Genomic DNA, 26,144 nt, shown 5'->3' on the forward strand with positions numbered 1-26,144 from the left:
CCGGACCGTGCTCGCCGCCCTGACCGTGGCGGGCGCCGCCCTGACCTCCGGCGCGGCCCCGCCCGGGCCGACGACACCGGCCCCACCGCGGCGATGAGCTACGACTGCCGGCTCAGCGCCGGCTGGGGCGCGCAGGCCGGCGAGCTCGAGGTCCACCTGGACGCCGTACCGGCGGCGGTGGCTCCCGGCGAGGAGGTGAGCCTCGCGGGCCACCTCGTCCTCCGGTTCCCCGACAGCGCCGCGCTCCAGTCGCAGCTGACGCTCGCGCGCACCGTCGAGCTCACCGCGACCTCCTTCGGCCTCACCGCCTCCGCCGGCGCCAGCACCCGGCTGCTGGCGCCGACCCGGATCGACGGCGACCGGGTGAAGGTCGGCGCCCCGCTCACCGTCGAGGCCGACTTCACGCTGCCCGGCTTCGTCGTGCCCACCGGCGCGACCGGCGACCTCGTGGTCTCCCTCCCGGTCGGGGCCGCGACGCCCAACACGGTGACCGCCTCCCCGGCCGACGTCGCCTTCAGCGGCGTGCTGGCCCACGACGGCCTGGTGACCACCCGCAACCTGTCGTGCTGGACCACCGGCGACGTCGCGCTCCCGGTCCTGGCCCGGATCCCCGTGCGGCGCGCGGCCGCCGTCCCCGCCCCGGGGCTGCGCAGCCCGGCGCCGACGCCACGCCCGCCCCTCCGCGGCGGCCGCCGCGCCCCCGCCCGCGGCCGCCCCACTCGCGGTCGCGCCGGCCGTCGACCCGGCCGCCGCCCCGCAGCCGGCCGACGCCGTCCCGGCCGCGGCCGTCCCCGGCCAGGAGGCCCGGCCGGAGGCCGCGATCCCGCCCCGCACCCGCGACGGCCGGATCTTCGTCCCCGCCTGGGCGCTCGCCCTCGCCGGGCTGCCCCTGCCGGCGCTGGCCGTGGGCTACGCACTCGTCCTCCGCGGCCGGCTGCGCCGCGCCCGGACGGCCGCCGCCACCGTCGCGGCCGCCTGAACGAAAGGTCACCCATGCTCCGCCCCATCGCTGCCGCCACCGCCGCGGTCCTCACCCTGCTCGCGACCACCGCCGCGGCGACGCCCGGTGAACGCGCCGCCGCGACCCGCACCGCCACGGCGCAGGCGGCGTACGCCTGCCAGATGAAGTACGAGGGCCAGGCCGCCAACGCCGAGGAGTACGCCGACCCGACGACCCTCTCCCTGCAGCTCGACGTCCCCACCGAGGTCAGCGCGGGCGAGAGCGTCTCGCTGCGCGGCACCCTGGCGCTGCAGTTTTCGGAGTACCTCAGCTCGATCAGCAAGGGCTACTTCGACACCTTCGAGGGCTACTCGGACAGCTTCTCCGTCGCGCTCACCATCGGCGGCCGGACGACGGTGCTCGAGGCCGACCGGTGGCAGTCGCCGAAGACCCAGCGCAGCAACCCGCTCGTCGTCCGGGCTCCGGTCACCTTCCCCACCTTCGTCGTCCCCGCCGGCACCAGCGGCAGCGTCCGGATCGGGCTGCCGCAGAACAACGTCGTCAAGAACTCCACCTATCCCGCGCCGGCGACCGTCGCCTTCAACGGCCGGGCACAGGCCTCCGGTAGCTTCGGCACCTACAAGTACGACCTCTCCTGCTACCTGCCGCAGGCCTCCGAGGGCGTGGTCGCCGACATCCCGGTCGCCCGGGCCGCGAGCGCGGCCAAGACGGGCGGCAAGACCGGTGGCAAGGCCGGCGACAAGGCCGGTGGTGAGGCCGGTGGCGGGGCGACGTCGCAGGCGACCGCGGCCCCCGCGCCCGCCGGCGCCGCCCCGGCACCCGACGTGCCGACCGAGCCGGTCGCGGACCCCTTCGCCACCGCGACCGCCGTGGCCGCTCCCGGGGCGCCCGCGGCCACGACGCCGGCCGCGGCCGGCGTGGCGACCGGACCGGCGCGGGACGAGAACGGCGTCTACGTCCCGACCGGTGCCCTCGTCGGCGGCGGGCTGGCCGTCTGCATGCTCGCGCTGGCGTACGCCGCCTGGGCGCACCTGCGACTGCGCCGGCTGCGCGCCACCCTCGACGGGTAGCGGGCAGCTCCGGAGGTCTGTCGAGGCCGCCGGCCTATGTCCGTCGGTGGAAGCGGACGTCGCCGCTCGACAGGAGTCGATGCTCGTAGGAGCGGTCGTGGATGCGATGGTGATGGTGGGCGCAGAGGTTGATGGCGTTGGCGAGATCGGTTGGGCCTCCCTCCGACCAGGGCCGGAGGTGGTGGGCCTCGGTCCACGTGGCGGGGACGGTGCAGCCCTCGGCCCGGCACCGTCGGTCGCGCAGCCGCAGCGCCCGGCGTTGGGCGCGGGTGAACAGCCGCTGGGCCCGCCCGACGTCGAGGATCTCTGCGTCTCCGCCGAGTACGACGGGGATGATCGATGCCTGACAGGCCACTCGGCGGGCTTGGGCGGCGGAGACGGACTCGTCTCCCCCGGGTGTGAGGATCCCGGCGGTGGCGAGCTCGGCGCGGAGCTGCTCCAGGCTGATGGTGACCATGACCGTGGTGGCGTCTCCGCCGTGCTCGGGTAGCCCGTCGGGGTCGAGATTCTCCAGCAACGCGGCGAAGGCGCGGGCATAGGCACGATGCTGTGGCATCCGCTCGAACGGCCCGCCCGAAGGGGTGCCTGCCGGTTCGCCCGGGCAGCTGTGGCTGTGATGGCGTGGCGAGGTGTAGGCCTGCAGGTAGGTCTTCAGCCGTTCCGTGACCGAGGTGGGCAGGATCCCGGCGATCCGGGCCCGGCCGTCGCCGAGATCGCGGAACCGCAGCGACGACTTCTCCCGGGCACGGCGTTCCTCGTCCTCCAGTCGCCTGCTCTCCTCGGCCTCGGCGACCTCGGGTGCGACGACCTCGAGGATCCGCCGTCCGAGGTGCCGCAGCTCCCGCGGCGGGTGGTGGGCGGCGTACCCCACCAGCGTCTGCTCAGCCTCGCACGCCAATGTTGGGCCGAGGTGGGCGGGCAGCGCCTCGAGGCTGGCGGTGATGACCCGCGCCTGGGTGGGGGACACCCGGCCCTCGCGCATTCCCACCGCCACGGTTTGACGCTGCTCCAACGCCTTCGCCAGATGCCAGTCGGCACGCGCGGTTCGGGCGTCGGTCCGGGTCTCGTGTGCCACCCACGCGGCGGCGTCCCGTGCACCCGACTGCTCGCCGACCTCGCCCGAGGCCGCGAGCACCCGCAGCCGCAGCTCGGCCAGCCGGGCTTCCACAACTGCCAGGCGGCGTAGTGCCTGCTGCTTCTCCGCGGTCGACATGAAGACGGGCTGCAGGTCGGCCACGTCCTTGACCGCAGCCTCGACCGCATCGGCGCAAGCCAGCACGGGATGTGTCGCGATCACCATCGCAACAGACACCATGACCACCTCCGAGCGCAGCGGACCCACGAACCAGCAACGGGTCCTCACGTCTCGGGGCAGACACCTGTGAGGGGAGGCGGCCCACCGCACGTTGCGACGGACCGAGCCGGAGCCATCAGCCACCGAGGAGTATTGCGCCGACCTGTCGCTATTCAAACATATGTTCGAGTGTGATGCAAGTCCTCGCTCGGTGTTGTGATGTCTCGGGACATCCCTGACAGTTCTGTATCAAGACATCCCTGACAGAAGGTGTCTCAGGACTTCCCTGACACTTCTTCGGGTCCGCGTCCTCCGGGTGGTCGGCCGTTGCCGACGTATCGGACGCCGGCGGGGGCGCGTTGGTGCTCGATGAGGATCTCGCCTTCGAGGTCGGCGACGGTGATGGTGTCGCCCTCGACGATGACCAGGACTTGCGGGAAGCCGTAGCGTCCGTCGACCTTGTAGTTGACTCCGGCCAGCATGAAGGTGCCCGCGGTGCTCAACCTCCTGAGACTGGTGCCGGCCGGCAGGTCCTGCGGCGCTGGTACGGGCTGAAGTCGCTTGGTGGCGGCCTGGACGAGGAAGGGCTCCTCGGGCTTGGGGCGTGGCGCTTCGGCTTTCTCGGTGGCCTCCCAAGCGGTCTGGGGCGTGATGCGGCCTGGCAGTCCCTGGTGGGGGCGCTCGGTGTTGTAGATCAGGTCGAATGCGTCGACTTGTGCCTGGAGTTCGGCGAGCGTGGCGGCCAGGGGCTGCTTGTCGAGGTAGCGGAACAGGGTCTGGTGGAAGCGCTCGTTCTTGCCCTGAGTGGTGGGCTTGTAGGGCTTGCCGGTGATCGCTTCGACGCCCAAGGACGACACGTGCTCGACAAGCTGGCCCACGAATCCGCGTCGGGAGGGGTTGAGCGCTGTCCCGTTGTCAGACAGCAGCCGTTGTGGGACTCCGTGCGCGGCCACGGCCTTGTCGAAGACCACGATCGCGGCCGCGGATGTCTCGCCCCACGCGACGTGAGAGGCGACGGCGTAGCGCGAGTGGTCGTCGATGAGCTGGAAGATCACGCACTTCCTGCCGCCGGTGAGCACGTATTCGGTGGCGTCCATCTGCCAGCACGCGTTCGGGGCCGGATACACAAACCTGCGCCAGGCCGAACGCGGCTTCTTGCGAGGCTCCTTGCGCGCCACACCTTCCTCGCGGAAGATCCGCGCCAGCGTCGCGACCGACGGGACGGGCTCGAGGCCCATCGTGATCATCTTGTCGTGGACGCTGATCGGCCCGTGATCCAAGCCGGAAGACTCCAGCGCTGCCCGCACGCCCAGGGCCTGCTCACGCGCATCGTCGCCGACCTTGTTGGGACTGGTCCGCGGACGCCTCGATCGCGGCTCCAGAGCCGCCGCTGGTCCGTCGGCGGCCGCACGCCGCCTGAGCATGTAGAACGTTTCCCTCGACACCCCGTGTTCGGCACAGAAGGTGGACACCGCTCCGCGGGGAGCGTCATCAGGCCACAGTGCGATAGCGAGTCGGACACGGGGATCAACAGGTTCATTCGACACTGCTCAACAGAGCCAGAAGTGTCAGGACCCAACGCCGCCCAAACGTCAGGAATCTACTGATACAGAACTGTCAGGGATGTCCTGATACATGACATCCTCGCTCGGTGTTGTGTGATGTCTCAGGACATCGGTGACACTTGCTGTCTCAGGACATCGGTGACAGTTCTGCATCAGGGCATCGGTGACACTTGCTGTGTCAGGACATCGGTGACACTTCAGTCGTGGGGTGCGGCTCCTCGACCTCCACGAGGTCTTCCGTTGCCGACGTAGGTGATGCCGGGTGCGGGTCGTTGGTGTTCGATGAGGATCTCGCCGTCGAGGTCGGCGACGGTGATGTTGTCGCCCTCGACGATGACCAGAACGTCCTGGAAGCCGTAGCGTCCGTCGACCTTGTAGTTGACCCCGGCCAGCATGAAGGTGCCGGCGGTGCTCAACCTCCTGACGCTGGTGCCAGCGGGCAGGTCCTGCGGCACGGGCGCGGGTCGAAGGCGCTTCGCGGCGGTCTGGACGAAGAACGGCTCCTCGGGCTTGGGTCGCGGCGCCTCGGCTTTCTCGGTGGTCTGCCAGGCGGTCTGTGGTGTGAACCGACCGGGGAGGCCTTGGTGGGGGCGTTGGGTGTTGTAGAGGTGGTCGAACGCGTCGACCTGGGCCTGCAACTCGGCCAGGCTGGCGGCAAGGGGCTGCTTGTCGAGATACCGAAACAGCGTTTGGTGGAAGCGCTCGTTCTTACCCTGGGTGGTGGGCTTGTACGGCTTGCCGGTGATCGTCTCGACACCCAGCGAGGAGACATGCTCCACGAGCTGGCCCAGATAGCCACGCCGGGAGGGGTCGAGCGCGAGCCCGTTGTCGGACAGCAGCCGCTGCGGCACACCGTGCGCGGTGACTGCCTTGTCGAAGACCACGATCGCGGCGTCAGCGGTCTCGCCTTCCGCGACGTGAGAGGCGACCGCGTAGCGGGAGTGGTCATCGATGAGCTGGAAGATCACACACTTGCGGCCGCCCGTGAGGACGTACCCATATCGGCTCGGTGGCGTCGAGCTGCCAGCAGGCGTTCGGGGCGGGATAGACGAACCGCCGCCATATTGTGGCGGGCCGAGCGGGGCTTCTTCCTCGACTCCAGACGAGCCACGCCGGCCTCGCGGAAGATCCTCGACAGCGACGCCGTCGACGGCACGGCCTCGAACCCCATCGCCTTCATCTTGTCGTGCACGCTGATCGGCCCGCAGTCCAGACCGGAGGACTCCAGCGCCGCGCGGACCTGCAGGGCCGAGGCCTTGGCCTCCTCGCTCAACCGCGACGGGCTCGACCGCGGTCGCCTCGAACGTGGTTCAAGCACCGCCGCCGGCCCGTCGACCTGGGCGTGTTTGCGGAGCTCGTAGAACGACTTGCGCGAGATGCCGTGCTCAGCACAGAACGTCGACACCGCCCCGCGCGGGGCGTCATCGGGCCACTGAGCGATCGCGAGACGGACACGAGGATCGATGAGTTCATTCGCAGCCACCGCCCGAGATTCGAGGCAGAAGTGTCACCACCACGAACCCTCAAAGTGTCACCGATGTCCTGATGCAGAACTGTCACCGATGTCCTGCGACACAACATCCTCGCTCGGTGTTGTAGGTGCGGTCGAACGCATCGACTTGTGCCTGGAGTCCGGCGAGCGTGGCGGCGAGGGGTTGCTTGTCGAGAGAGCGGGACAGGGTCTGGTGGAAGCGCTCGTTCTTGCCCTGAGTCGTGGGATTGTAGGGCCTTGTAGGGCTTGCCGGTGATCGCCTCGACACCCAAGGACGACACGTGCTCGACGAGTTGGCCCACGAACCCGCGGCGCGATGGGTCGGGAGGGGTTGAGCGCGGTCCCCCTTGATCTGGTTGTCGGACAGCAGCCGTTGTGGCACGCCGTGGGCGGCCACGGCCTTGTCGAAGACCACGATCGCGGCCGCGGAGGTCTCGCCGTCCGCGACGTGCGAGGCGACGTGGGAGGCGACCAGCGCTGCTCGCACGCCCAGGGCCTGCTCGCGCATATGGTCGCCGACCTTGTTGGGGCTGGTCCGCGGACGTCTCGATCGCGGTTCCAGGGCCGCTGCCGGACCGTCGGCGGCTGCACGCCGCCTGAGCATGTAGAACGTTTCCCTCGACGACCCGTGTTCGGCACAGAAGGTGGACACCGCTCCGCGGGGAGCGTCATCAGGCAGCAGCGCTCTAGTCGCGTCGCCGCGACACACTACTAGCGAGGCGGACACCCTGCTCGGACGGGTCAGGGCGCGGCCGGCTCCGCGGGCAGTCGGCCGACCTGGCGTCGTACGACGAAGCCGGTCGCGAGGAACACGACCCCCCAGGCGAAGGCCACCAGCCCGAGCACGAAGGCGATGGTCACCGCCCCGCGGCCGGGGTTGGCGGCGAACAGCACGCCGAGCAGGATGTCGAGGGCGCCGCTGGCGAGGAGCAGCCCGCGCGCACCGGCGGCCGACGCCGAGACGGCGCCGAGGGCCTCGGACAGGCCGCGGATGATCAGCCAGATGCCGAGGATCCAGGTCAGCGTGACCGCGGTGACCGCGGGGCTGAAGATCGCGAAGAAGGCCGCGGCCAGCGCGATCAGGCCCAGGATCGTCATCAGCACGCGCACCTGGGTCGGGGCACCCGCCTCGAAGGCGTGGTAGAAGGACGTGATCGCGTCGAACAGCGCCCAGAACCCCCACAGGAGGGCGAGGGCGATGGCCGTGCTGATCGGCCAGACCATCGCCAGGATGCCGAAGATGACGCCGATCACGCCGCGCGCGACCAGCAGCTGCCAGGAGAGATTGAGCCAGTCCCGGGGCATGGGGTCCTCCTAGGTCATGGTTCCTGCTGCGATCATGCCAGACCTGGCCCCCGGCGGTCTCGTGACCGGCCGCGCCGCCGTCCCCCACTCGTGAGCTGCCTATCTCTTCACCTTGATCACGACGGTCTTGTCCTGGGGCCGCGCCTTCGCGCTGCCGAGGTAGCGAACCGTCACCTTGTGCCTGCCCGGCCCCAGCACGGGCAGCTTGACGGTCCTCCTGCCCTTCTTCAACGTTGCCTGCGCGAGCTGGGCCGTGCCCTCGCAGAGCACGACGATGCCGGTCGCCTTCCCTGCCCTCTTCCGGCCGCCGGCCTTCTTGTACGTCGCCGCGACGACGACCTTGCCCCGGCTCTTCTTCCGGATCGTCTTGTTCGCGGGCTTGGCCGAGACCTTCGTCGGCATCGCTCCCGCCGCGGCCGCGACCGGCGAGGCGCAGACGTCGAACGGCGGTGGTGTCGGACCTGCCGGTGGCTTCGGGTCGGCCGACCCGATCGTGACCGTGGGCGTGGCGCCTCCCGCTCCGTCGGCCACGACGTAGAGCGGCCCGGCGTTCGCAACGGGGGCGGCGAGAGGCGTTGTCACGGACCCGTCCACCACCGAGGTGGAGACCCGCAGGGTCTGCCCCGGAGCCGGATCGAGTCGCAGCCTCAGCTCGCTGCCGGGGTCGAGCAGGACCAGCGCCCGGCCGGTGGACCGGAGAACGGTGACCAGGCCGGCCTCCTCGGCCTCCTTGACGGTGAGGACCGATGAGCCGGACGCCGCGCGCACGGACGGCGCCGCGGAGGACCCGGGCACGGGGACGGTGGCGCGGGCCGAACGCGGCGACCCGGTGGAGGCGAACGGGTCCGGCACGACCGGGTCCTCGTCGTCCTCCTCCTCGGTGAGGTTGAGGGTGCTGCCGATCGCGTCGATCACGATCGCCTTGTCGGCGCGGCAGGCCGTGCCGGACTCGGGGCTCGTTCCGTCGAGCAGCCAGTCCTCGATCTGCGCGTACAGTCCCGGCGCGGCCATCTGGGATCCGTGCTCGACCGCGCAGAGCTCCCCGACGGTCAGCTTCGGGTGGACCCCGCCGATCGTGCCGGTGCTCACGCCGCTTCCGGTCGCCCCGAGCATCGTCTGCGAGGGGAGCGGCACGGTGCCGTCCCCGGCGGACAGCTCGATCCCGATCGTCAACGGGGTACCGGTGCCGGCGCCACTCGGATCGAACCTGACCCGGCTGATCGTCGGCACGCCGCCGCTGACGACCATGTGCCAGGGCAGGTCGCCGATGTCGAGCCTGTCCCACAGTGCTGCGTGCTTGGCCTGCGCGGCCTCCCACAAGGCAGGGACGCCCCCGGCCGCGGTGATCAGGTCGCGGATCTGGGCGTCGTCCATCGGCGAGCCGACTCCGGCGACGTCGAGGAACCGCCCGTAGCTCGCGGCGGGCCACAGGTTGTAGAGGCCGCGCGCGGTGGTGGCGAAGCTGCGTACGTCGTTGGTGCCGCCGAAGATCGTCTGCATGGAGGTGAATCGGGACCAGCCGTTGGCGACCGCGCTCTCGGTGCCGGTGAGCAGGGAGAAGGCGGTCTTCGGCGCACCGAGGTACGGCGTGCCGACGGTCGTGACCCGTTCGAGCTTGGCGCGACGCGAGGAGTCGCTGGCGTAGTCGAGAGCGAGGAGGCCGCCGTAGGAGTGCGCGACGAGCTGGACCTTCGGGTCCTCGCCGTCGGGGTAGTCCTGGTTCTCGCGCGCGTCCTCGATCGCCTGGTCGATCAGGGAGTCGAGGCGATCCAGCGACGCCGAGGTGTCCTTGCGCCAGTCCCAGCCGAAGGCGTAGAAGCTCTCCGGGCCGACGAGCCGGGTGAGCTCGCCCATGCCGGACCCGTAGGCGTCCACCGGCCCGACACTCTCGACCACGCCCGACGTGCCCGGAACCAGGTGGTGCTCCGCGTCGTACTCGGCATCGCGCGGGCCTGCTTGCGGGCACTCCGACGAGGCGTTGGCGTTACCGTCCGGGCCCAGCAGCATCAGCCGCTCCTGCACCGGCAACGCGAAGGTGGCCGGGCTCTCGAGCGGCCCCGGGAAAGGCGGCCAGATCCGGTCCAAGGGGGCCGCGGGAGCGCACCAGATCTCCGACCCGAGCACCCCGGGCAGGAAGATGACCGGCGCGACGACCTGTCCGGCCTTCACCGTCCCCGTCCCTGCTCGGTCACCGTCGACCCGTTCCGGCGCCCTTGCACGGTGACCTTCGCCTCGGCGTCCACCTGCCCCGTCACCCGGTAGCGGCGGACGAGCGTCGCCCGCTGCCCGGGCTGCAAGGTGCCGAACGCCGTCGCGACCGGATCGTCGTCGATCGGCTCCAGCGCGTCCTCGAGATCGGGCCTCTGGGTGATCTCCACCGGACCGACCGCCTCGACGTCCTCGATCACCGTGTCCGAGATGTTCGCGACCGTGACTCGCAGGTCGAGGATCGCGTCGTCGTCGTCCACGTCACCGTCGTCGTCGTTGTCCTTGCCGAGGGTCAGCCTCTCCGGTGACTGCGCGATGGTGACTGCCAAGCCGCTCGTGAGAGAGACGGTCCGGCTCCAGGTCGCGGTGCTGTAGCCCGTCGAGCAGGGCCGGCTCGGGTTGATCTCGCTGGCCGCGACGTACGCCACCGGCCGGGCGGTGTCCGAGGGCGCGGTGGCGGTGATGCTGAACGTGCCGGGACCGAAGTGGCCGTCGTTGTACAGACCGCCGTTCTTGGTCGACCAGCTGTAGAGCGAGTAGCTCGGGTACGGGTTCTCGTGCCACTCGTACCTCTCGAACTCGGGCTCGGCGGGCTGGCCGGGCGAGCTGAACGTCGTGGGCGCGCCGTGCCAGCCGAGCCGGATGACCTGGCCGCCGAAATAGGTGTCGTTGAACGCCTGGTCGGGTGCGGTGCAGCCGGTGTGGCTGGTCGTGGGCAGCGTGTAGTGCAGGCTGAGCCGGACCGGGTCCCCCGCCTTCCACGTGGCGGGCGACACGCTCAACGTGGCGATCACCGCGGCCTCGTCGGTCCGGTCCTGCCAGTACACCTTGCCGACGATCCGCGACCCGCCGTCCTCCGCCGTGGCGGCAGGCACCGGCAGCAGGGCGAGCAGCCCTACCACCAGTGCGCCGACGGCGAGTGCCACGATCGCGCGCGGCGACCGTCCCCACAGAGCTCCCACAGGGCCATTAGATCCGCCGAGCGCCAACAGATCGCTAACAGCTGCGCCGGCGGCTCCGGATCAGACCAGGCTCCACCCGGCCGCCTGCTCACGCAGTCGCCAGTAGTCGGCGAACCGGCCACCGGCGGCGAGCAGCTCGTCGAGGGTGCCGCACTCGACGATCCGGCCGTCCTCGAGGAAGGCGATCTGGTCCGCGCGGGCGATGGTGGAGAGCCGGTGGGCGACGACGAGGACCGTGGAGTCGTCGGCGCGGCGCTCGAGGGTGGAGACCAGGCCCTGCTCGGTGAGGACGTCGAGGGCGCTGGTCGCCTCGTCGAGGAGGAGCAGGGGCGCGCGGCGGAGGATGGCGCGGGCGATGCTGACCCGCTGCCGCTCGCCGCCGGAGAGCCGGGCGCCGTCCTCGCCGACCCGGCTGTCCCAGCCGTCGGGGAGCCGCTCGACCACGCCGTCGAGCTGGGCCGCGGCGCAGGCCGCCCGCAGCTCGTCCTCGGTCGCGCCGGGGCGGCCGGCGGCGACGTTCTCGCGGAGCGTGCCGTCGAACAGGTAGACGTCCTGGTGGACCATCGCGACGCCTCCGAGCAGGTCGTCGAGGCGCAGCTGGCGTACGTCGACGCCGTCGACGAGCACCGTGCCCTCGTCGACGTCCGCGACCCGCGTGACCAGGTCCAGCAGCGTCGACTTGCCCGATCCGGAGGGCCCGACGACGGCGGTGGTCGATCCGCGGGGGACGACGAGGTCGATGCCGGCGAGCACGTCCGGCCCGCCCGGGTAGGCGAAGCGGACGCCGCGCAGCTCCACCGCAGGGGCGGACAGGTCGCGGGCGGCGCTGGACGACGGCTCGGCCAGCACCTCGGCGTCGAAGAAGGTGCGGATCCGGCGCAGCGCGGCCTGGAGCAGCTCGACGGCGGGGGCCAGCTCGGAGAGCGTCACGAACGGCTCGAGGAAGCGCACCAGCACGACCAGCAGTGCCACCACCTCGGCCGCGTCGAGCGCGCCGTCGAGGAACAGGTGGACCGTGGTGGCGGCGACCGCCAGCAGCATCAGCTGGTAGGCGACGGTGAAGAGCAGGTTGCCGGGGACCGTCCACCCGAGCAGGCGTACGGCCGCGCGCCGCTGCCGCTGCAGGGCGGTGCCCAGCTCCGACTCGGCCGACCCGGCCCGCCCGGACGCGCGCAGCAGTCGCTGCGAGCGGCTGAACTCCACGATCCGGGAGCCGGCCTCGTTCGAGGCGGCCGCGAAGGAGGCGTCCGAGGCGCGGAGCAGCCGGCCGCCCACCAGCAGCGCGATCGCGACGACCAGCGAGCCGGCCAGCGCCACGGCACCGAGCAGCGGGTCGACGAGGAGCAGGCCCACGCCGACCGCGAAGGAGGCGCCGATCGCGCTGACGGTCGGGGTGACGACGTACGCGAAGGACGTGCAGAGCTCCTGGCCCGCGGTGGTGAGCGTCCGCTGCACCTCGGCGCGGCGCCGGGCGTCGAACCAGCCCGGCGGCAGCTGCTCCAGGCGCTCGCGGATCCGCCGCTCCACGCCGGTCAGCAGGTCGAAGCCGATGCCGTACCCGGCGGCGAACAGGCGCTGCTCGGCCCACCAGTTCGCGACCACGGCCGCGATGAGCGCGCCCAGCCAGGGCCACGCGTCGGCGGGGAAGCCGGAGAACAGCGCGGACAGCAGGGGGAACAGCAGCAGGAGCACGCCGGCGCGCAGCAGGATCGCCACGACGGCGCTGCCCACGAACCGGCGGACGGCGGTCCGGTCGCCGACCAGGTCGAGGAAGGTCCTCATCGCGCCGCCACCTCCGGGGTCTCGATCTCGCTGTCGGCGCTGTCGGCGGTCGCGTCCGCCAGCCACAGCGACCGGTAGAGGCCGTCGGAGGCGAGCAGGTCGTCGTGCCCTCCGTGCTGCACGACCCGTCCCCGGTCGAGGACGACGATCCGGTCGGCCCCGGTGAGGGTGTGCAGCCGGTGGGAGACCACCAGCACCGTGCGGCCGCGGACCAGGGTGCTGAGGGCGGCCTGGACGGCGTGCTCGGACTCGGGGTCGGCGTGCGCGGTGGCCTCGTCGAGGACGAGCACGGCCGGGTCGGCGAGGATCGCCCGCGCGATCGCGACCCGTTGCGCCTCGCCGCCCGAGAGCCCGCCGCCATCGCCGACGACGGTGTCGTAGCCGTGCTCGAGCCGGGCGATCCGGTCGTGGACCTGGGCCGCCCGCGCGGCCTGCTCGACCTCCTCGCGGGTGGCGTCGGGCCGGGCCAGCGCGATGTTGTCGTGCACGCTGCCGCGCACCACCGACTGGCCCTGGAAGACGAAGGCGACGCAGCGGTACAGCTCGGCGGTCGCGATCTCCCGCACGTCGACGCCGTCGATCGTGATCCGGCCGGAGTCGACGTCGTGGAAGCGCGCGAGCAGCGCCGCGAGCGTGGACTTGCCGGCGCCGCTCGGCCCGACCAGGGCGGTGACGGTGCCGGGGGCGAGCTCCAGGTCGACGTCCTGCAGCACGTCATGCCCGGCGTTCCCGGCGTCGTAGGAGAAGGAGACGCCCTCGAAGCGCACCGTGCGCCCGGTCCCCGCGACGGCATCGGGCAGGGACGCCGGCCGGACCGCCTCGTCGAGCAGCGGCTCGGCGAGGGTGTCGGCGATCCGCTTGGCCGCGGCGGCGCCCTCGCGGAGCGGGGTCAGGCCCCAGGCGATGGCGAGCAGGCGGGCGGTGAAGGTCGTGCCGATGAGCAGGAAGACCAGCAGGTCGCCCGGGGAGATCCAGCCGGCGACCCGCATCGGGACGCCGACCAGCAGCAGGAACGCGAGCATGCTCGTGGGCCGGGTGACCAGGTCGGTCGTCGTCTTCAGCCCGGTCAGCGGGCGCTGCCAGGAGTCGAGGAAGACCGCGCGCTCGGCGAGGGTGCGGCCCAGCCGGGCGTCGGGACCGCGGTCGTAGATGCGGGCGGTGCCGAGGCCCTCGACGTGGGAGCCGGCTGCCGCCCCGACCTCGGCCTTGAAGCGCTCGTAGGGCTCCAGCCCGTACGACGACGCGTTGTAGACCCGCATCGAGATGATGTAGACCGCGATGACCGGGACGAGCAGGAACGCCGCCATCCCGGCGTGGGTGACGAAGAGGTAGACCAGCACGGCCAGCGGCGTGACGACCGCCGCGACCACGTCGATGACGGCGTGCGTGGTGAGGTGGTGGATGCCGGCGACGTCGTCCTGCACCTCGCCGCGCACGGTCGCCGAGTTGCGGTCGGTGAACCAGCCGAGCGGGACCCGCGCCACCCGGTCGACCAGCGCTCGTCGTACGGCGTGCCCGAACCGGGCGTCCATCAGGTGGAGCGCGAACAGGAGGACGGCGCTCGTGGTCGCGGCGGCCCCCAGCAGGATGAGCGCCCACCAGCCGAGCGCCCAGAACCGGTCGGTGTCACGGCTGCCGTCGAGCAGGTCGGAGCCGAGCTCGGCGAGCAGGAGGAAGGGCACCAGCTCCGCGATGCTGACCAGCGCCTGGACGATGCCGGCGATGGTCAGCGGGCGGCGCAGCGGGGCCAGGAGCCGGGAGCCGGAGGCGGCCTTCCACCGTGCCGGCGCGGCGGCCTCCACCGCTGCGGCCGTTCCGCCGACCGTCTCCGTGGCCGTCTCCGCGACCGCCTCGGTGACGGGCGCGTCGTCACGGGTGGTGCCCATCTCCTTGCCCTGCGTCCAGTAGGCCTGCGACTTCAGGTGCGAGCGCGGGAAGCCCCACTCCTTGAGCCGGGCGCGGACGGCCTTGGTCGCGCCCGCCTCCGCGGTGACCCAGGCGAACCAGTCCGACCAGTCGCGGGGCCGGATCGCCCGCAGCAGCGCCTCCGGGTCGCCGGTGCGGCGTACCCAGGTCAGGTCCAGGCCGTCGCGCTCGACCACCGGCAGCGACCGGTCGTCGTCGTGGACGTACTCGAGGTAGAGCGCGATCGGCACGTCGTCGGGCAGCACGGACAGGATGCCGTTGATGCCCGGCAGCGCGGCGATGTCGCCGACGAGCAGGTAGCCGGCCGGGCGGGGGACGGCGGGACGAAGCGCGGCGCGCCCCAGCGGGTCGCGGCGATCCCGTCGCCGGGCTGCGCGTCGGCGGCCCACCGGCAGGCCGGCCCGGCTGGCTCGTGCATCACGAACTCCAGCGTCATCTGCTCGCTCGCCTCGTCGCAGGAGGCGATCGTGTAGCCGCGCTGGTACTCCTTCGCGGGGTCCTCCGGATCCGGCGCCCAGAGCCGGATGTACGACGCCGGGCCGTACGGCGTCCCGTCGAACATGCCGGGAGCGTGGACCACGATCCGCCGGTAGTGCTCGGTGACGTCCTCGGTCGAGAGGACCGTCAGGACCCACTCGCCGGCGCCGAATGCGCGCATCATCGCGCCCTGGTATCCGCGGCTCACCGGACCTCCTCATGTCGTATTAGGCAAGCCTAACCAACAACGAGGATCGGTGGTGGCGCGTCCACGGTCGAGTCGTGCGGAGGTGGCCCGGGCGGACCTGGGGGTTGGGCCGCCCGGGCCACCGCTCAGGGGCGGAGACGGTCCGCCGGGACCGGCGGGCTCCGCGGAGCAGGGCGGCGCCGCCGGCGAGCAGCAGGACGCCCGCCAGGCCGTGCCACCAGTCCACGGCGGACCCGGTGGCGGGCAGGGCGCCGGGCTCCCCGGCCCCGCGCCCTGCCCGCCGGCACCGGAGCCGCCGGAGCCGCCGGAGCCGCCGGACCCGCCCGAGCCGCCCGAGCCGCCGGACCCGGGAGTGCCCGCCCCGGGATCGGTGGTCCCCGGGGTCCCCGTGCCCGGGGAGCCGGCGGTGGAGACGGTGAGCACGGCCGTGCCGGTCACCGTGTCGCCCGGTGCGGCGGCGAGCAGGGCGCCGAACCGGCCGGAGACGAGCCGCTCCCGCAGGCTCGGCCCGGGCACGACGTACGACCCGGTGACGGTCAGCTCGCCGGCCTCGGCCGAGCCGCAGGCGTTCGCCGTGCAGGAGCCGGGCTCGGAGATGGAGAAGGTCGCGGCGCCGGTGAGGTCGCCGACCTCGTTGCCGTACTCGTCGAGCCCCGCGGCCGTGAACGCCTGGGTCTGCCCGGCGGTGATCGTGGCGGTCCCCGGGGCGAGGACGACGCGGTCGACCGGCCCCGGCACCACGCTCAGCTGCGCGGTGGCGGACATCCCGGACCGGCTGCCCGTGATCGGGTACGACGCCGCGACGGTGCTCGTGCACCGGTTGGCCGCGCAGGTGGCCCCCGCCGGCGCCGTGAACGTGGTCTCGTCGGTGACGTCGCCGATGAGGTTGTCGTACGCGTCGTAGGCCCGGGCGGTGAGGTCGGCGCTCTCGCCCGCGGCGATCGTCGAGACGGGCGGGTCGAGCGCGATGTGGTCGCTCGGGCCGGGGACCACGGTCAGGAAGCCGACCAGCGGCAGCCCGGAGCCGACATCCTCCCCGTTGACGGACCTGATCGTGACGACGTACATGCCGACCGTCGTCGACCCGCAGACCTGGCCCGTGCAGCTGGCCCCGGCGCTGGCTTCCAGCTCGAGGTCGACGGGCACCTGTGAGGGCTCCGCGAGATTGCCGTACCGGTCCATGACCCCCGGCGTGAAGGCCTGCGTCGTGCCGGCCTGGATGACGGCGTTGCCGGGGCGAGCCCGCTGACCGCCAGGTCACCGGGCGCCACCACCAGCGTGCTGGTCGCGGTGAGCCCGTCGAGGTGCGCGGTGACGGTGTGCTCGCCCGCGACGGTGGACGTGCACGTGTCGCCGGTGCAGCTCAGGGTGCGGGGGCCGTACGGCGAGCTCCAGCTGCCCGCCCCCTCGATCTCGAGCGTCGCCGCGTCGGTGGCCGTGCCGAGCGGGCGGTCGTCGGCGTCGTAGGCGTAGACCACGAAGGTCCCGGGCTCCCCGGCGGTCACGCTCGGCGCGGTCGCCTGGAGCTCGATCCGGGCAATGCCGTCGGTGGGCCGGGCGTCGGCGTGCACGTCCAGCCGTGCCGTGGCCCGGCGCCCGCCGGAGGTCGCGGTGACGGTGTAGGTCCCGGGTGTGGCCGAGGTGCAGGCGTTCGCCGTGCAGGTGCCGGGATCCTCGATCGTGTACGTCGCGGAGTCGGCCGGCGTCCGGTTGCCGAACGCGTCGACGTCCTCGGCCTGGAAGGTCCGGGTCTCGCCGACGGTGACGGCCGCGCCGTCCGGCGAGATCGCGAACCCGGTCGGGGCGCCGGGGACGACCCGGACCGCGGTGCCGGTGGCGAGCTGGTCGACCCGTGCGGTGATGAGGTGGTCGCCGGCCCGGGCCGTGGCGCAGCTGCCGCCGGGGCAGGGCGTCGGGGTCGCCGGACCCGCGTCGCCGCTGTCGCCCGGCCGGATCCACACGGCGGCCCGGTCCGTGACGTCGAGGGTGCGACCACCGGCGGTGTACCCGGTGAGGGTGACGACGATCGGCTCGCCGGCGGTGACGGTGGACTGCTGCACGCTGATGTCGATGCCGGTCAGGGCGAGGTTCTCCTCGACGACGGTCGGGGTCGCCGCGGCCGTCCGGGAGGGGTCGCCGGGCAGGGCCGCGGTGACGGTGTAGGTGCCCGTCGCGGTCGCCGAGCACTGGGCGCGGCCGGGTTCGCTGCCGGTGCAGTCGAGCCCGGCGTCGCTGGTGAAGTCGGCGTCGCCGGCCACGGTGAGCTGGTTGCCGTACGCGTCGACCAGGAGCGCGGTGAACAGCTGCTGCTGGCCCACGCCCGCCGTCGCGCTCGCCGGGTTCAGTGAGACTCCCGCGGGCGCGCCGGGGCGGGAGCTCACGCCGGCGACGGCCGTGAACCCGCCCCACGTCACCTTGACGACGTGGTAGCCGGCGACGGTGGTCGTGCAGGCTCCCGCGGCGCACGACCCCCTGCCGCCCACGAACTCGAAGGCCGCCTCGCCGGTCACGTCGGCCAGGTGCGTGTCGGTGTCGTCGACGGTCCACACCGTGAAGGTCGCGGGATCGCCCACGGTGACCTCCGCGGCGGTCGGGGTGATCGCGATGCCGGCGGGCTCGACCGCCGCGGGGGCGGCCTCCGCGGCCCGGTCCTCCGGGAGCTCGGCGGGCTGTGGTGCGGGCTCGGGTGTGGGCTCGGGTGTGGGCTCGGGTGTGGGCTCGGGCGTGGGCTCGGGCGTGGGCTCGGGCGTGGGCTCGGGCTCCGGCGTGGGCTCCGCCTCCGGTTCCGGGGTCGGCTCGGGCTCCGCCTCCGACGGCACGTCCGTGGGCACGGCGGCGGGCGGGTCCTCGGGCGGGTCGTCGGCGACGGCCGGCGCCATGCCGGTGAGCAGCAGCAGGGCGGCCGCGCCGAGGGCGACGGCGAGGGCCGGACGACGACGTGGGCGCATGGGGAGACTCCGATCGGGGACGCCGCAGGCCGAGCACGCTGCGGGCGACTCCACCGAACCCCCGGGCCTCCATCCCCGGCAACGTCTCAGGGCCCGATGTCGCCCCGAAAGTCACCCAATCCCCACCACGGCTCGCGACGGCTCACAGCAGGTCCAGCTCGATCGCCCGCTCGAGCACCGCCTTGCGCGACCGCACGCCGAGCTTGCGGTAGATCCGCTGGAGGTGGGTCTTGACCGTGTTCTCCGACAGGTGCATCGCGGCGGCCAGCTCGCTGCGGCTGGTGTGGTGCACGAGGGCCGCGAGCACCGCCCGCTCCTGGCGGGTCAGCGCGACGGCGGTGCGGGCGGCGACGAAGCAGGCGGGGACGGGAGCGGCGAGGTGCGCGCGGACCGCGGCGGTGCCCCGCTCGGCGGCGGTACGACGCAGCGCGGCGAGGTCCTCGGGCGGGAGGTACAGGAGGTGCAGCCGGGCGCCGTCGGCCCCGGCCTGGGCGAGGACCCGCTCCAGCAGTGCCGCCGCGGCCTCCTCCTGGCCGGTGCGCGCCGCGGCGGCGGCGCCGAGGACGAGCAGCGTGGCCAGGGACCGGGGCGTGTGCCCGGGACGCGCCTCCAGGTCGGGCAGCGCGGCCAGGGCGCCGGCGGCGTCACCGGCGAGCAGGCTGGCGAGCGCGGTCGCGGGAGCGAGCTGGGCGGCGTACCTCGTCCGCGAGCGCAGCAGCGTCGTCGCGCGGGCGCGGTCGCCGGTGGCGAGCCAGGCCGCGGCGAGCGCGCCGCGGACCGCCGCCGCGGCCACGCTGTCGCCCATCACCGGCGGTGCCGGACGGCGGCGGAGCTGCTCCTCGACCCGGCGGGCCTCGGCCGCGGCCGATCCGAGGCCGACGTGCGCGTGCAGCAGCGTCCAGGTCAGCAGCGGCCAGAACTCCGTGGTGTCGCGGAAGGTGGTGTCGTCGAAGGCGGCCGCGGCACCGGCGAAGTCGAAGTCGTCGAGCCGCAGGACGGCGTCCCCGATCCGGCCCAGCGCGTTGGCGTAGGAGCGGTCCTCCCCGGGACGCCATGCGTCCGGCGCGAGGAGGGCCTGCGCCGATCGCGCCTCCACGGTCCGGCCCTCGACGGCGCCCAGCCCGACGGCGTACACGGCCGTGTGGTTGCGCACCACCGGGTCGGTCGCCATCGCGACCGCCCGGGAGATGGTGGCGCGCGCCCCCGCCAGGTCGCCGGCCAGGAACTGGGAGTACCCGAGATGGCGCAGCGCCATCGGCCCCAGGAAGCTCAGCCGCTCGCGGTCGGCGTCGGGCATCCGGTCGTGGAACGCGAGCGCCTCCGCCGCGGCCCGGCCGGACTCGCCGACCCGGCCGAGGAGGCGCAGGCTGACGACCTTCGCGACGTGCCCGAGGAGGTACTCGCCGGCGGTCGGGTTCGGGAACCGGGGCCGGTTCCAGCGCGCGGAGATCTCGAAGTAGCCGGCGGCGGCGCCGCGCAGGGAGGGGTCGCGGAAGCAGGCGAGCCCGCGCCCGAAGGCGAGCGCGGGGAACTGGGTGAGCGCCTGGCTCGGGACGGAGGCGAGGTGGCGATCCACGAGGCTCGTGGAGTGGGCGTCCTGGGTGGTGACCACGACGGCGGCGTACACCCGGGCCGCGATGCCGAACAGGCCCGCCCCGACGGCCATCTCGAGCGCGGCCTCGTAGCTGCCGTGGCGGTGCAGCCACGCCGCGCTGAGCTCCGCGGCCCGCCGCTGCTCGGCGGGCGGGCGCAGTCGGGCCTCGGCGAGCATCGCGTCGCGCAGCGACTCGACGTACTGGAAGACCTGATGGCCCGGCGCGAACGGGATCCAGCGCCCGAAGCCGTTCCACTCCAGCTCGTCGAGCATCTCCTTCACCTCGGCCGGCCCGGAGACCTGGTCGGACAGCTCCACCGCCAGATCGGCGTCGAGGTACGGCGGCACGCTGGTCGCGAGCACGAAGGAGTACGACGCGCCGCGCTCGAGCTGGATGCGCAGGTCCTCGGCCACCAGCGCCTGCCAGGCGGGGTCGTGCCGGCCCGGGCCCGCGCGCGCCTGGTCCTCCTGGGAGCGGGCGAGCATCGCGGCCCGCAGTGCGAGCGGGTAGCCGTGGGTCGCCGCGTGCAGGCCGGGGGCCGCGTCCGTCGTACCGGGCGCGCCGAAGGCGGCCACCAGGTCGCGGGTCTCCTCCAGGGTGAAGGCGAGGTCGTCCTCGGTCAGCAGCCGCACCTCGCCGCGCAGGCTCCGGGCGGGGCGGCCAGGCCGCCCGAGGTCCGGGTGGTGACGACGACGCGCAGCTGCGGGACGAGCCGGACCAGCTGCAGCAGGTCGGCGTCGACCTGCGCCGCCGCGGCCCGGACCTTCTCGTAGGCGTCGACGACGAGCAGCGGGCGGGTGCTGCCCGCCAGGCCGCGGGCGATCACCGCGGCCGGGTCGGGACTGGACTCGACCTCGGTCAGCAGGACCGGCGCCGGCGCCGGTCCGCCCATCATGCCGAGCCGTCCGGCGCCGGCCAGCACCGTGTGCCAGAAGGCCGACCGCGACTCGAGGTCGTTCTCCAGGGTCACCCAGACGACGTCGGTGCCGTCGAGGGTCTCCACCCACGCCCGGGCCAGGCTGGTCTTGCCGAAGCCGCTCGGTGCGGCGAGCACGGTCAGCCGCGGCTCGGTCCGGTCGAGGATGTCGTGCAGCCGGGCACGCGGCAGGAGCACAGGACCCCCACCGGCCATGGCTCCTCCTCGACCCGAGTCGACCGCCTCGCCGTCCCATCATCGCGTACGACGCGCGGGCGCGCCGGTCCCGGTGGCGGGTCAGTCGATCGGCACGGCGGTCACGACCAGGTTCTTGGTGTAGTGGAAGCGGCCGTTGCGGTAGGTCACCCTGCCTGTGCAGGTCACCAGGGTCAGCCGGTGCTCGCCCGTGGTCGAGACTGCGGCGCCCGCGAGACCCTTCGTCCGGGGCTGGACGGTGATCGTGGTGATCCGGTAGCGCTGGCGGCTCCCGTCCCCGGTACGGACGGTGACGACCTGGCCGGGGCGGGCCTTGCGGAGCCTGCCGAACGCGCCGGGCCGGTCCCGACGGTCGGAGACGTGGCCGGCGATGACGGTGGCGCCGACCGCCTCGCCGGGTGCGGCGGAGCCGGCGAGCCAGCCGCCGCGGGTGATGTCGGCCGGGATCGTCATGGCGCCCCTGCGCAGGCCGACGGTCCGGACCTTCGCCTCGAGGCCGACCGCGGGGACGGTGAGCCGGACCGGGCGGATCCTGCGGCCGGCCACGGAGCCCTCGGCGCGTACGCCGCGGTATCCGGTGCTGACCTCGACCCGGCCGAGGCCGGGCCGGTGGACCAGGGTGGTCGAGGCCGGCCGGCCACAGGCGGTCGTCGCGGCGAGATTGCCCGCGTCGGCTCCCGTCGAGACCACCCAGGTGTAGTAGCCGGGCCGGGTGACGGTGACCGCCGGGACGGCGGTGCTGCCGTTGGCGGGGGTGAAGGGGACGGTGCCGACGGCGGTGGCCGGGGTGCACATGCCGGCGGAGGGCTTCCGGGCCGGGCCGTAGAGCGTGGCGGTCCCGGTCGTCGTACGACGGGCGTCGAGGCCGGTGATCGTGACCGTGCCGGACAGGGGGAGCGGCTTGGTGCGGCCGGTCCTGGTGACCGCGAGCGTGGCCAGGTCCGGTGCGGTCACCGAGATCGTCGGCGACGTCGCGGGGCCGGTCCGCGGAGTGACGGCGATCTGCACGGCGGCGTCGGCGCACTGCACGGGCGCAGAGACGTCGCAGACTCGCACCGTGTAGCTGTCGGTGCCGTGGAAGCCACCGGCCGGGGTGTAGGTGACTGCGCCGGACGCCGGGTCGACCGAGATCGCGCCGTGAGCGGGATCGGTCGCCGAGGTCACCCCGGTCGGGTCCAGCGCGGCGCCGGTCGCGGTGGCGAGATCGTGCAGCGCCGTGGTGACGGGCGTGTCCTGCGGCGTCTGCACGACCGCGCCCGTCGTGAACTGGTTCTGCACGGTCACGGTGACCGTCGCGATGCCGCACGCCGGGGTCGGGGTACTGGTGTCGCAGAGCTCGTAGTCGAAGGCGTCCTCACCGGAGAACCCGGCGTCGGGGGTGTAGGTGATGCCGTCGGTGCCGACGTCCGTCGTGCCGTGCGCGGGGCGATGACGACGGTCGGGTCGCCCAGTGCCTGGCCGGTCCCGGAGCTGTCGTTCGCCGCGACGTCGACGGTCACCGGGGTCGCGACGGTGGTCGCGCCGCTGTCGTCGCCGGCGGTCACGGTGTTGGCGCCGACCATGACCGGGACGGTGACGTCGGCGCACTGCTGGGGCTCGGACGCGTCGCACAGGTTGAGTGCGTAGCTGTCCGGTCCGCTGTAGCCGGGCTCGGGGGTGTAGACGACTCGGATCGGCCGGTCCCACGGGACGTCGTAGATCGCGATGCTGCCGTGCTGCGGGCTGCCGACCGACCAGATGTGGTTCGGGTCGAGCGGGGCGCCGCTGGTGCTGGCAAGGCCGGCGAGCGGGGTCGTGACCGGTGTGTTCTGCGGGGTGGTCACACTGCCGGGCGTGAAGACGTTCTGGACGGTGACCTCGAGCCCGGCCGCGGCGCAGACGTTCGCCGGGTCCGCGTCGTCGGTGACGCGATAGCGGACGATGTCGCGGCCGGAGAACCCGTGATCGGGAACGTAGACGATCCGGCCGTCGGCGGCGACGGACGCGCCGCCGCCGATCGGGCTGCCGGTCAGGATCGGGAGCGACATGGCCGGGCTGGCCGGGACCTTGGCGTCATTGGCCCGTACGGCGCTGGACACGGGCGTCGACACAGGAGTGGACGCCGTGTCGTCGACAGCGGTGATGCTCACCCTGCGCAGGGTGACGAGCTGGCGGGCGTCGACGTCGGTGACGAGAAGGTCGCCGGAGGCGGTGCTGGCCAACCAGGTCGGCGAGTTGGTGCCCCAGACCGCGATGGTCTCCTGGTCGTAGCCGGTGCCGTTCGGCACCAGGCGCAGCACCCGGTCGGCCTCGGAGTCGCCGACGATCAGGCTGCCGTCGGGCCGGACGGCGACGCCGTAGGGGTTGTCGAGGCCGAGTGCGACGATCGACGCCGTGTACGAGGAGCCGGACGGGCTGAGCCTCACGATCTTGTCCTCGTCGCCCCAGTCGGCCACGAAGACGTCGCCGTCCGCGTCGACGGCGAGTCCGCGCAGGCGCTCGTAGCCCGAGCCGACCAGCGAGGTCGTGTAGCCCGCACCGGCCGGCGTCAGCCTGTGCACGTGCCCGCTGGAGTTCTCGGCGAAGTAGACGTTGCCGTCGGCGTCCACGGCGATGCCGGAGGGGCGCTGCAGGCCGCTCGCGAGCACCGCGCGGGTGTAGGTCGAGCCGGTCCGGGTCAGCTTGACGACCTCGTGGTCGCCCTCGTCGGAGTAGTAGACGTTGCCGTCGGCATCCACCGCGATGCCCTGCGGGTCGATGCCGGTGGTGCCGTCGATCGTCGTCGGTCCGTCGTCGGGGTCCCAGCGGACGATCTGCCCGACGCTGCCGGAGACCCGTTCGTTCGCGAGGAAGGCGATGCCGTCCGCGTCCACGGCCACGCCGGTCGGCCGGTCCAGGCCGGCGACGGTGTGCTCGGTCCGGGAGACGTACGCCGAGGTGGGCAGCACGCCGCAGCCGGCGTCGGCGGTCACGGTGACGGTGACCGTGGCGATCCCGCACACGCGAGCCGGGGACTCGCCGTCACGGACCTGGTAGCTGTAGGTGTCGGTGCCGTGCCAGCCGGCGTTGGGGGTGTAGGTGATGGTGCCGTCGGCGTTGACGGTCGTCGTACCGTGCGCGGGCGCGCTGATCACGGTCGGGACACCCAGCCGGACGTTGGCGAGGTCGTTGGCGCGGACATCGGTGGTCACCGGCCGCGGCGACGTCGTGGTGGCGGTGTCGGCGGTGGTCTGCAGCGTCGTGGGGCCGAATGTCCAGAGGCTCTCGAAGCCGTCGGCGACGAGGAGCGCGTCGTCGTCGGTGATCACGATGGTCCTGGCGTACTCCTCGCCCCAGGGCGCGTAGAGCTGCTTGGCGGCGTAGCCGGCGCCGGACGGGGCGGCTGTCCACACGCCGGGGTCCTCGGAGGTGCTGACCCAGATCGTGCCGGTGCTGTCGACGGCGACGCCCTGGCCGCTGCCGAGGCCGGTGACGGCGTTCGTCTGGGTCCAGTCGGAGCCGTTGTCGACGAGCTTCACGACCCGGGCGTAGCTGGCCAGGTAGACCGCGCCGGCGTCGTCGACGCTCACCTGGTGCACGAACTGGAAGCCGGTTGCCACGAGCGTGGGTGCATAGCCGGACGCCTTGGCCATCCGGACCACGCTGCCGGCGCTGGACGAGGTGGCGTGGGTGCTGACGAAGACGTCACCGTCGGGAGCCACGTCGATGCCGCCGACGTTGACGAGGAGCGGGTCGGTGTAGGTGTCGGCGATCGTGTAGGTGGCCCCCGAGGGAGTGAGCCTGAGCACCTCGTTCGGATAGCGCACGACCCACAGGTCGCCGTTGGCGTTGGAGTCGTCGACCGCGATGGAGGTCACGTTGCCCACACCGGCGGCGACGACCGAGCGGTCGTAGCCCGACGCCGACGGGGTCAGCCTGACGATCTGCCCCTCCTCGGAGTCGGTCACGAGGATGCTGCCGTCGGCGTCCACGTCGAAGTTCTGTGGGTAGTCGGTGCCGGTCTCGATCGGCAGCGCGGTGTCGGCGCCGCTGGTGCCGAGCGGGTCGCAGGCGTTGCCCTGGGTGACGGTGACGGTGACCTTCGCGGTCGCGCAGACGTTGGCCGGGTCGGCGTCGTCGCGGACGGCGTAGGAGTAGCTGTCGGTGCCGGAGAAGCCGGCGTCGGGGGTGTAGGTGATGGTGCCGTCGGCGTTGACCGTCGCGGTGCCGTGCCTCGGGTTCTTCGCGACGGTCGGGGCCGCGAGGTCGGCGCCGGTGGCCGTGTCGTTGTCGCGGACGTCGGTGGTGACGGCGTTGCCGAGTGTCGTGCTCGAGGTGTCGGCCTGCGCCGTGACCGAGAGCGACGTCAGCATCACCACCCGGTTGTTGCCGGTGTCGGCGACGTAGATGTTGCCCTCGGCGTCGACAGCGACGTCCTGGGGTTGGTCGAGGCCCTCGGTCGGCAGGGTCCTCTGGTCCTCGATCGCGCCTCCCACCCGCACCAGCCGGTCGTTGCCGGTGTCGGCCACGACGATGGGCGCCGTGGCGTGGGTCGGGTCGAGGTCGAGCCCGCCCGGGCCGGACAGCCCGCTCGTCGGGAGCGGAGTGCCCTGGGTGTTGCCCGGGATGTTCAGGCTGCGCACCGTGTCGCCCATCGTGAAGAACAGCGTGCTGCCGACCACGGAGATGCCGCGTACCTGGGTCGGCAGCGGGAGCGAGTCGATCCCGGAGGGGGTGTAGCCGCTGCCGCCCGGTGTCAGCTTGACGATCCGCTGGTTGGGCAGGTCACCGGCGTAGACCGTGCCCGAGGGGTCGACCTCCAGCCCCGCCAAGCCGCCGCCGAAGCCCCAGGCCACGTTCTCCTGGGTGTAGCTGCCACCCGACGGGATCAGCCGCTCCACCTTGCCGTTCGGCCCGTCCGTCACATAGATCGAGCCGTCGGGCCCCACCGCGACGCCGTACGGAGAGAAGGACCCGCCCGCGGAGCTCTGGGTGTAGGTGTCGCCCGACGGCGTCAGCTTGTCGATCTGCCCGCCGTTGCCGACGTAGACCACGCCGTCGGCGTCGACATCGATGCCGCGGGGCGTGTCCAGGCCGGTGGCGATGGTCGACTGACGATAGCCGGACGCCTCCAGGGTGTCGCAGCCCACCGTCGCCGCCTGCGCGATGGGTGAGAGCGTCGCAGTGGCGCCGGTGATCACCAGCGCGCCGCTGACGGCGAGCGCTGCGGAGAGCACGATCCGGGGGAGCTTCATGGGGTC

16 protein-coding genes and 1 pseudogene are annotated in these 26,144 nt (G+C 73.0%); 1 reads left to right on the forward strand and 16 read right to left on the reverse strand.

Translation table 11 applies throughout. The annotated features are described in order from the left end of the window. Positions 1-93: 93 nt before the first annotated feature. Positions 94-2,031: a hypothetical protein gene (locus FIV44_RS30685; RefSeq protein WP_181410712.1), complete on the forward strand. Its 1,938-nt coding sequence runs from the start codon at positions 94-96 to the stop codon at positions 2,029-2,031. Between the two features lie 34 nt (positions 2,032-2,065). Here FIV44_RS30685 and FIV44_RS20260 read toward each other — a convergent pair whose 3' ends face one another. From FIV44_RS20260 to FIV44_RS32450, 16 genes and pseudogenes are all read right to left on the reverse strand, one after another. After that, the gene (locus tag FIV44_RS20260; protein WP_246086515.1) at positions 2,066-3,346 is read right to left on the reverse strand and encodes an HNH endonuclease signature motif containing protein; all 1,281 of its coding nucleotides are present in this window, start codon (positions 3,344-3,346) and stop codon (positions 2,066-2,068) included. A 254-nt stretch (positions 3,347-3,600) separates the two neighbouring features. Beyond that, positions 3,601-4,872 (reverse strand): integrase core domain-containing protein, encoded by a 1,272-nt coding sequence (locus FIV44_RS20265; RefSeq protein ID WP_141006024.1) that lies wholly within the window; start codon positions 4,870-4,872, stop codon positions 3,601-3,603. Between the two features lie 215 nt (positions 4,873-5,087). Further along, positions 5,088-6,373, reverse strand: a pseudogene (locus FIV44_RS20270) (integrase core domain-containing protein). 73 nt (positions 6,374-6,446) lie between these two features. Beyond that, entirely contained in the window at positions 6,447-6,890 is a 444-nt protein-coding gene (locus tag FIV44_RS20275; RefSeq protein ID WP_219996104.1) for an integrase core domain-containing protein, read from the reverse strand. A gap of 233 nt (positions 6,891-7,123) precedes the next feature. Beyond that, positions 7,124-7,687, reverse strand: a complete 564-nt coding sequence (locus tag FIV44_RS20280; protein WP_141006025.1) for an HdeD family acid-resistance protein — start codon at positions 7,685-7,687, stop codon at positions 7,124-7,126. Between the two features lie 99 nt (positions 7,688-7,786). Then, positions 7,787-9,856, reverse strand: coding sequence for a lipase family alpha/beta hydrolase (locus FIV44_RS20285; protein WP_141006026.1), 2,070 nt, complete (start codon positions 9,854-9,856; stop codon positions 7,787-7,789). Further along, entirely contained in the window at positions 9,853-10,821 is a 969-nt protein-coding gene (locus FIV44_RS20290; RefSeq protein WP_141006027.1) for a hypothetical protein, read from the reverse strand. The genes FIV44_RS20285 and FIV44_RS20290 overlap by 4 nt, the downstream gene beginning before the upstream one ends. Before the next feature lie 96 nt (positions 10,822-10,917). Further along, on the reverse strand, positions 10,918-12,639 hold the full coding sequence (locus FIV44_RS20295; RefSeq protein ID WP_141006028.1) for an ABC transporter ATP-binding protein: 1,722 nt from the start codon (positions 12,637-12,639) through the stop codon (positions 10,918-10,920). Then, positions 12,636-14,810: an ATP-binding cassette domain-containing protein gene (locus FIV44_RS20300; RefSeq protein WP_181410713.1), complete on the reverse strand. Its 2,175-nt coding sequence runs from the start codon at positions 14,808-14,810 to the stop codon at positions 12,636-12,638. Before FIV44_RS20300 ends, FIV44_RS20295 begins: the two co-directional genes overlap by 4 nt. Beyond that, entirely contained in the window at positions 14,714-15,250 is a 537-nt protein-coding gene (locus FIV44_RS32445; protein WP_181410714.1) for a siderophore-interacting protein, read from the reverse strand. Before FIV44_RS32445 ends, FIV44_RS20300 begins: the two co-directional genes overlap by 97 nt. Positions 15,251-15,259: 9 nt before the next feature. After that, positions 15,260-16,318, reverse strand: a complete 1,059-nt coding sequence (locus FIV44_RS20305; RefSeq protein ID WP_181410715.1) for a hypothetical protein — start codon at positions 16,316-16,318, stop codon at positions 15,260-15,262. Next, positions 16,246-18,198 carry a hypothetical protein gene (locus tag FIV44_RS30695; RefSeq protein WP_181410716.1) on the reverse strand — a complete coding sequence of 651 codons (1,953 nt, stop codon included), beginning with the start codon at positions 18,196-18,198 and terminating at the stop codon, positions 16,246-16,248. Before FIV44_RS30695 ends, FIV44_RS20305 begins: the two co-directional genes overlap by 73 nt. A gap of 142 nt (positions 18,199-18,340) precedes the next feature. Beyond that, positions 18,341-20,425 (reverse strand): LuxR C-terminal-related transcriptional regulator, encoded by a 2,085-nt coding sequence (locus FIV44_RS20315; protein WP_141006031.1) that lies wholly within the window; start codon positions 20,423-20,425, stop codon positions 18,341-18,343. Next, positions 20,413-20,925, reverse strand: coding sequence for an AAA family ATPase (locus tag FIV44_RS20320; RefSeq protein ID WP_141006032.1), 513 nt, complete (start codon positions 20,923-20,925; stop codon positions 20,413-20,415). The genes FIV44_RS20315 and FIV44_RS20320 overlap by 13 nt, the downstream gene beginning before the upstream one ends. 81 nt (positions 20,926-21,006) lie before the next feature. Beyond that, on the reverse strand, positions 21,007-22,314 hold the full coding sequence (locus FIV44_RS20325; RefSeq protein ID WP_425465180.1) for a sortase domain-containing protein: 1,308 nt from the start codon (positions 22,312-22,314) through the stop codon (positions 21,007-21,009). Beyond that, positions 22,206-26,138: an Ig-like domain-containing protein gene (locus FIV44_RS32450; protein WP_141006034.1), complete on the reverse strand. Its 3,933-nt coding sequence runs from the start codon at positions 26,136-26,138 to the stop codon at positions 22,206-22,208. Before FIV44_RS32450 ends, FIV44_RS20325 begins: the two co-directional genes overlap by 109 nt. Between the last annotated feature and the right edge of the window lie 6 nt (positions 26,139-26,144).

This window comes from Nocardioides humi, assembly GCF_006494775.1.
Lineage (GTDB): Bacteria > Actinomycetota > Actinomycetes > Propionibacteriales > Nocardioidaceae > Nocardioides > Nocardioides humi.

Bases quoted from the DNA above. Each gene is read 5' to 3' on its own strand.
- FIV44_RS30685 (WP_181410712.1), top strand. From the start codon at position 94: ATGAGCTACGACTGCCGGCTCAGCGCCGGCTGGGGCGCGCAGGCCGGC.
- FIV44_RS20260 (WP_246086515.1), bottom strand. From the start codon at position 3,346: ATGGTGTCTGTTGCGATGGTGATCGCGACACATCCCGTGCTGGCTTGC.
- FIV44_RS20275 (WP_219996104.1), bottom strand. From the start codon at position 6,890: ATGCGCGAGCAGGCCCTGGGCGTGCGAGCAGCGCTGGTCGCCTCCCAC.
- FIV44_RS20280 (WP_141006025.1), bottom strand. From the start codon at position 7,687: ATGCCCCGGGACTGGCTCAATCTCTCCTGGCAGCTGCTGGTCGCGCGC.
- FIV44_RS20295 (WP_141006028.1), bottom strand. From the start codon at position 12,639: ATGAGGACCTTCCTCGACCTGGTCGGCGACCGGACCGCCGTCCGCCGG.
- FIV44_RS20305 (WP_181410715.1), bottom strand. From the start codon at position 16,318: ATGTACGTCGTCACGATCAGGTCCGTCAACGGGGAGGATGTCGGCTCC.
- FIV44_RS30695 (WP_181410716.1), bottom strand. From the start codon at position 18,198: ATGCGCCCACGTCGTCGTCCGGCCCTCGCCGTCGCCCTCGGCGCGGCC.
- FIV44_RS20320 (WP_141006032.1), bottom strand. From the start codon at position 20,925: ATGGCCGGTGGGGGTCCTGTGCTCCTGCCGCGTGCCCGGCTGCACGAC.
- FIV44_RS32450 (WP_141006034.1), bottom strand. From the start codon at position 26,138: ATGAAGCTCCCCCGGATCGTGCTCTCCGCAGCGCTCGCCGTCAGCGGC.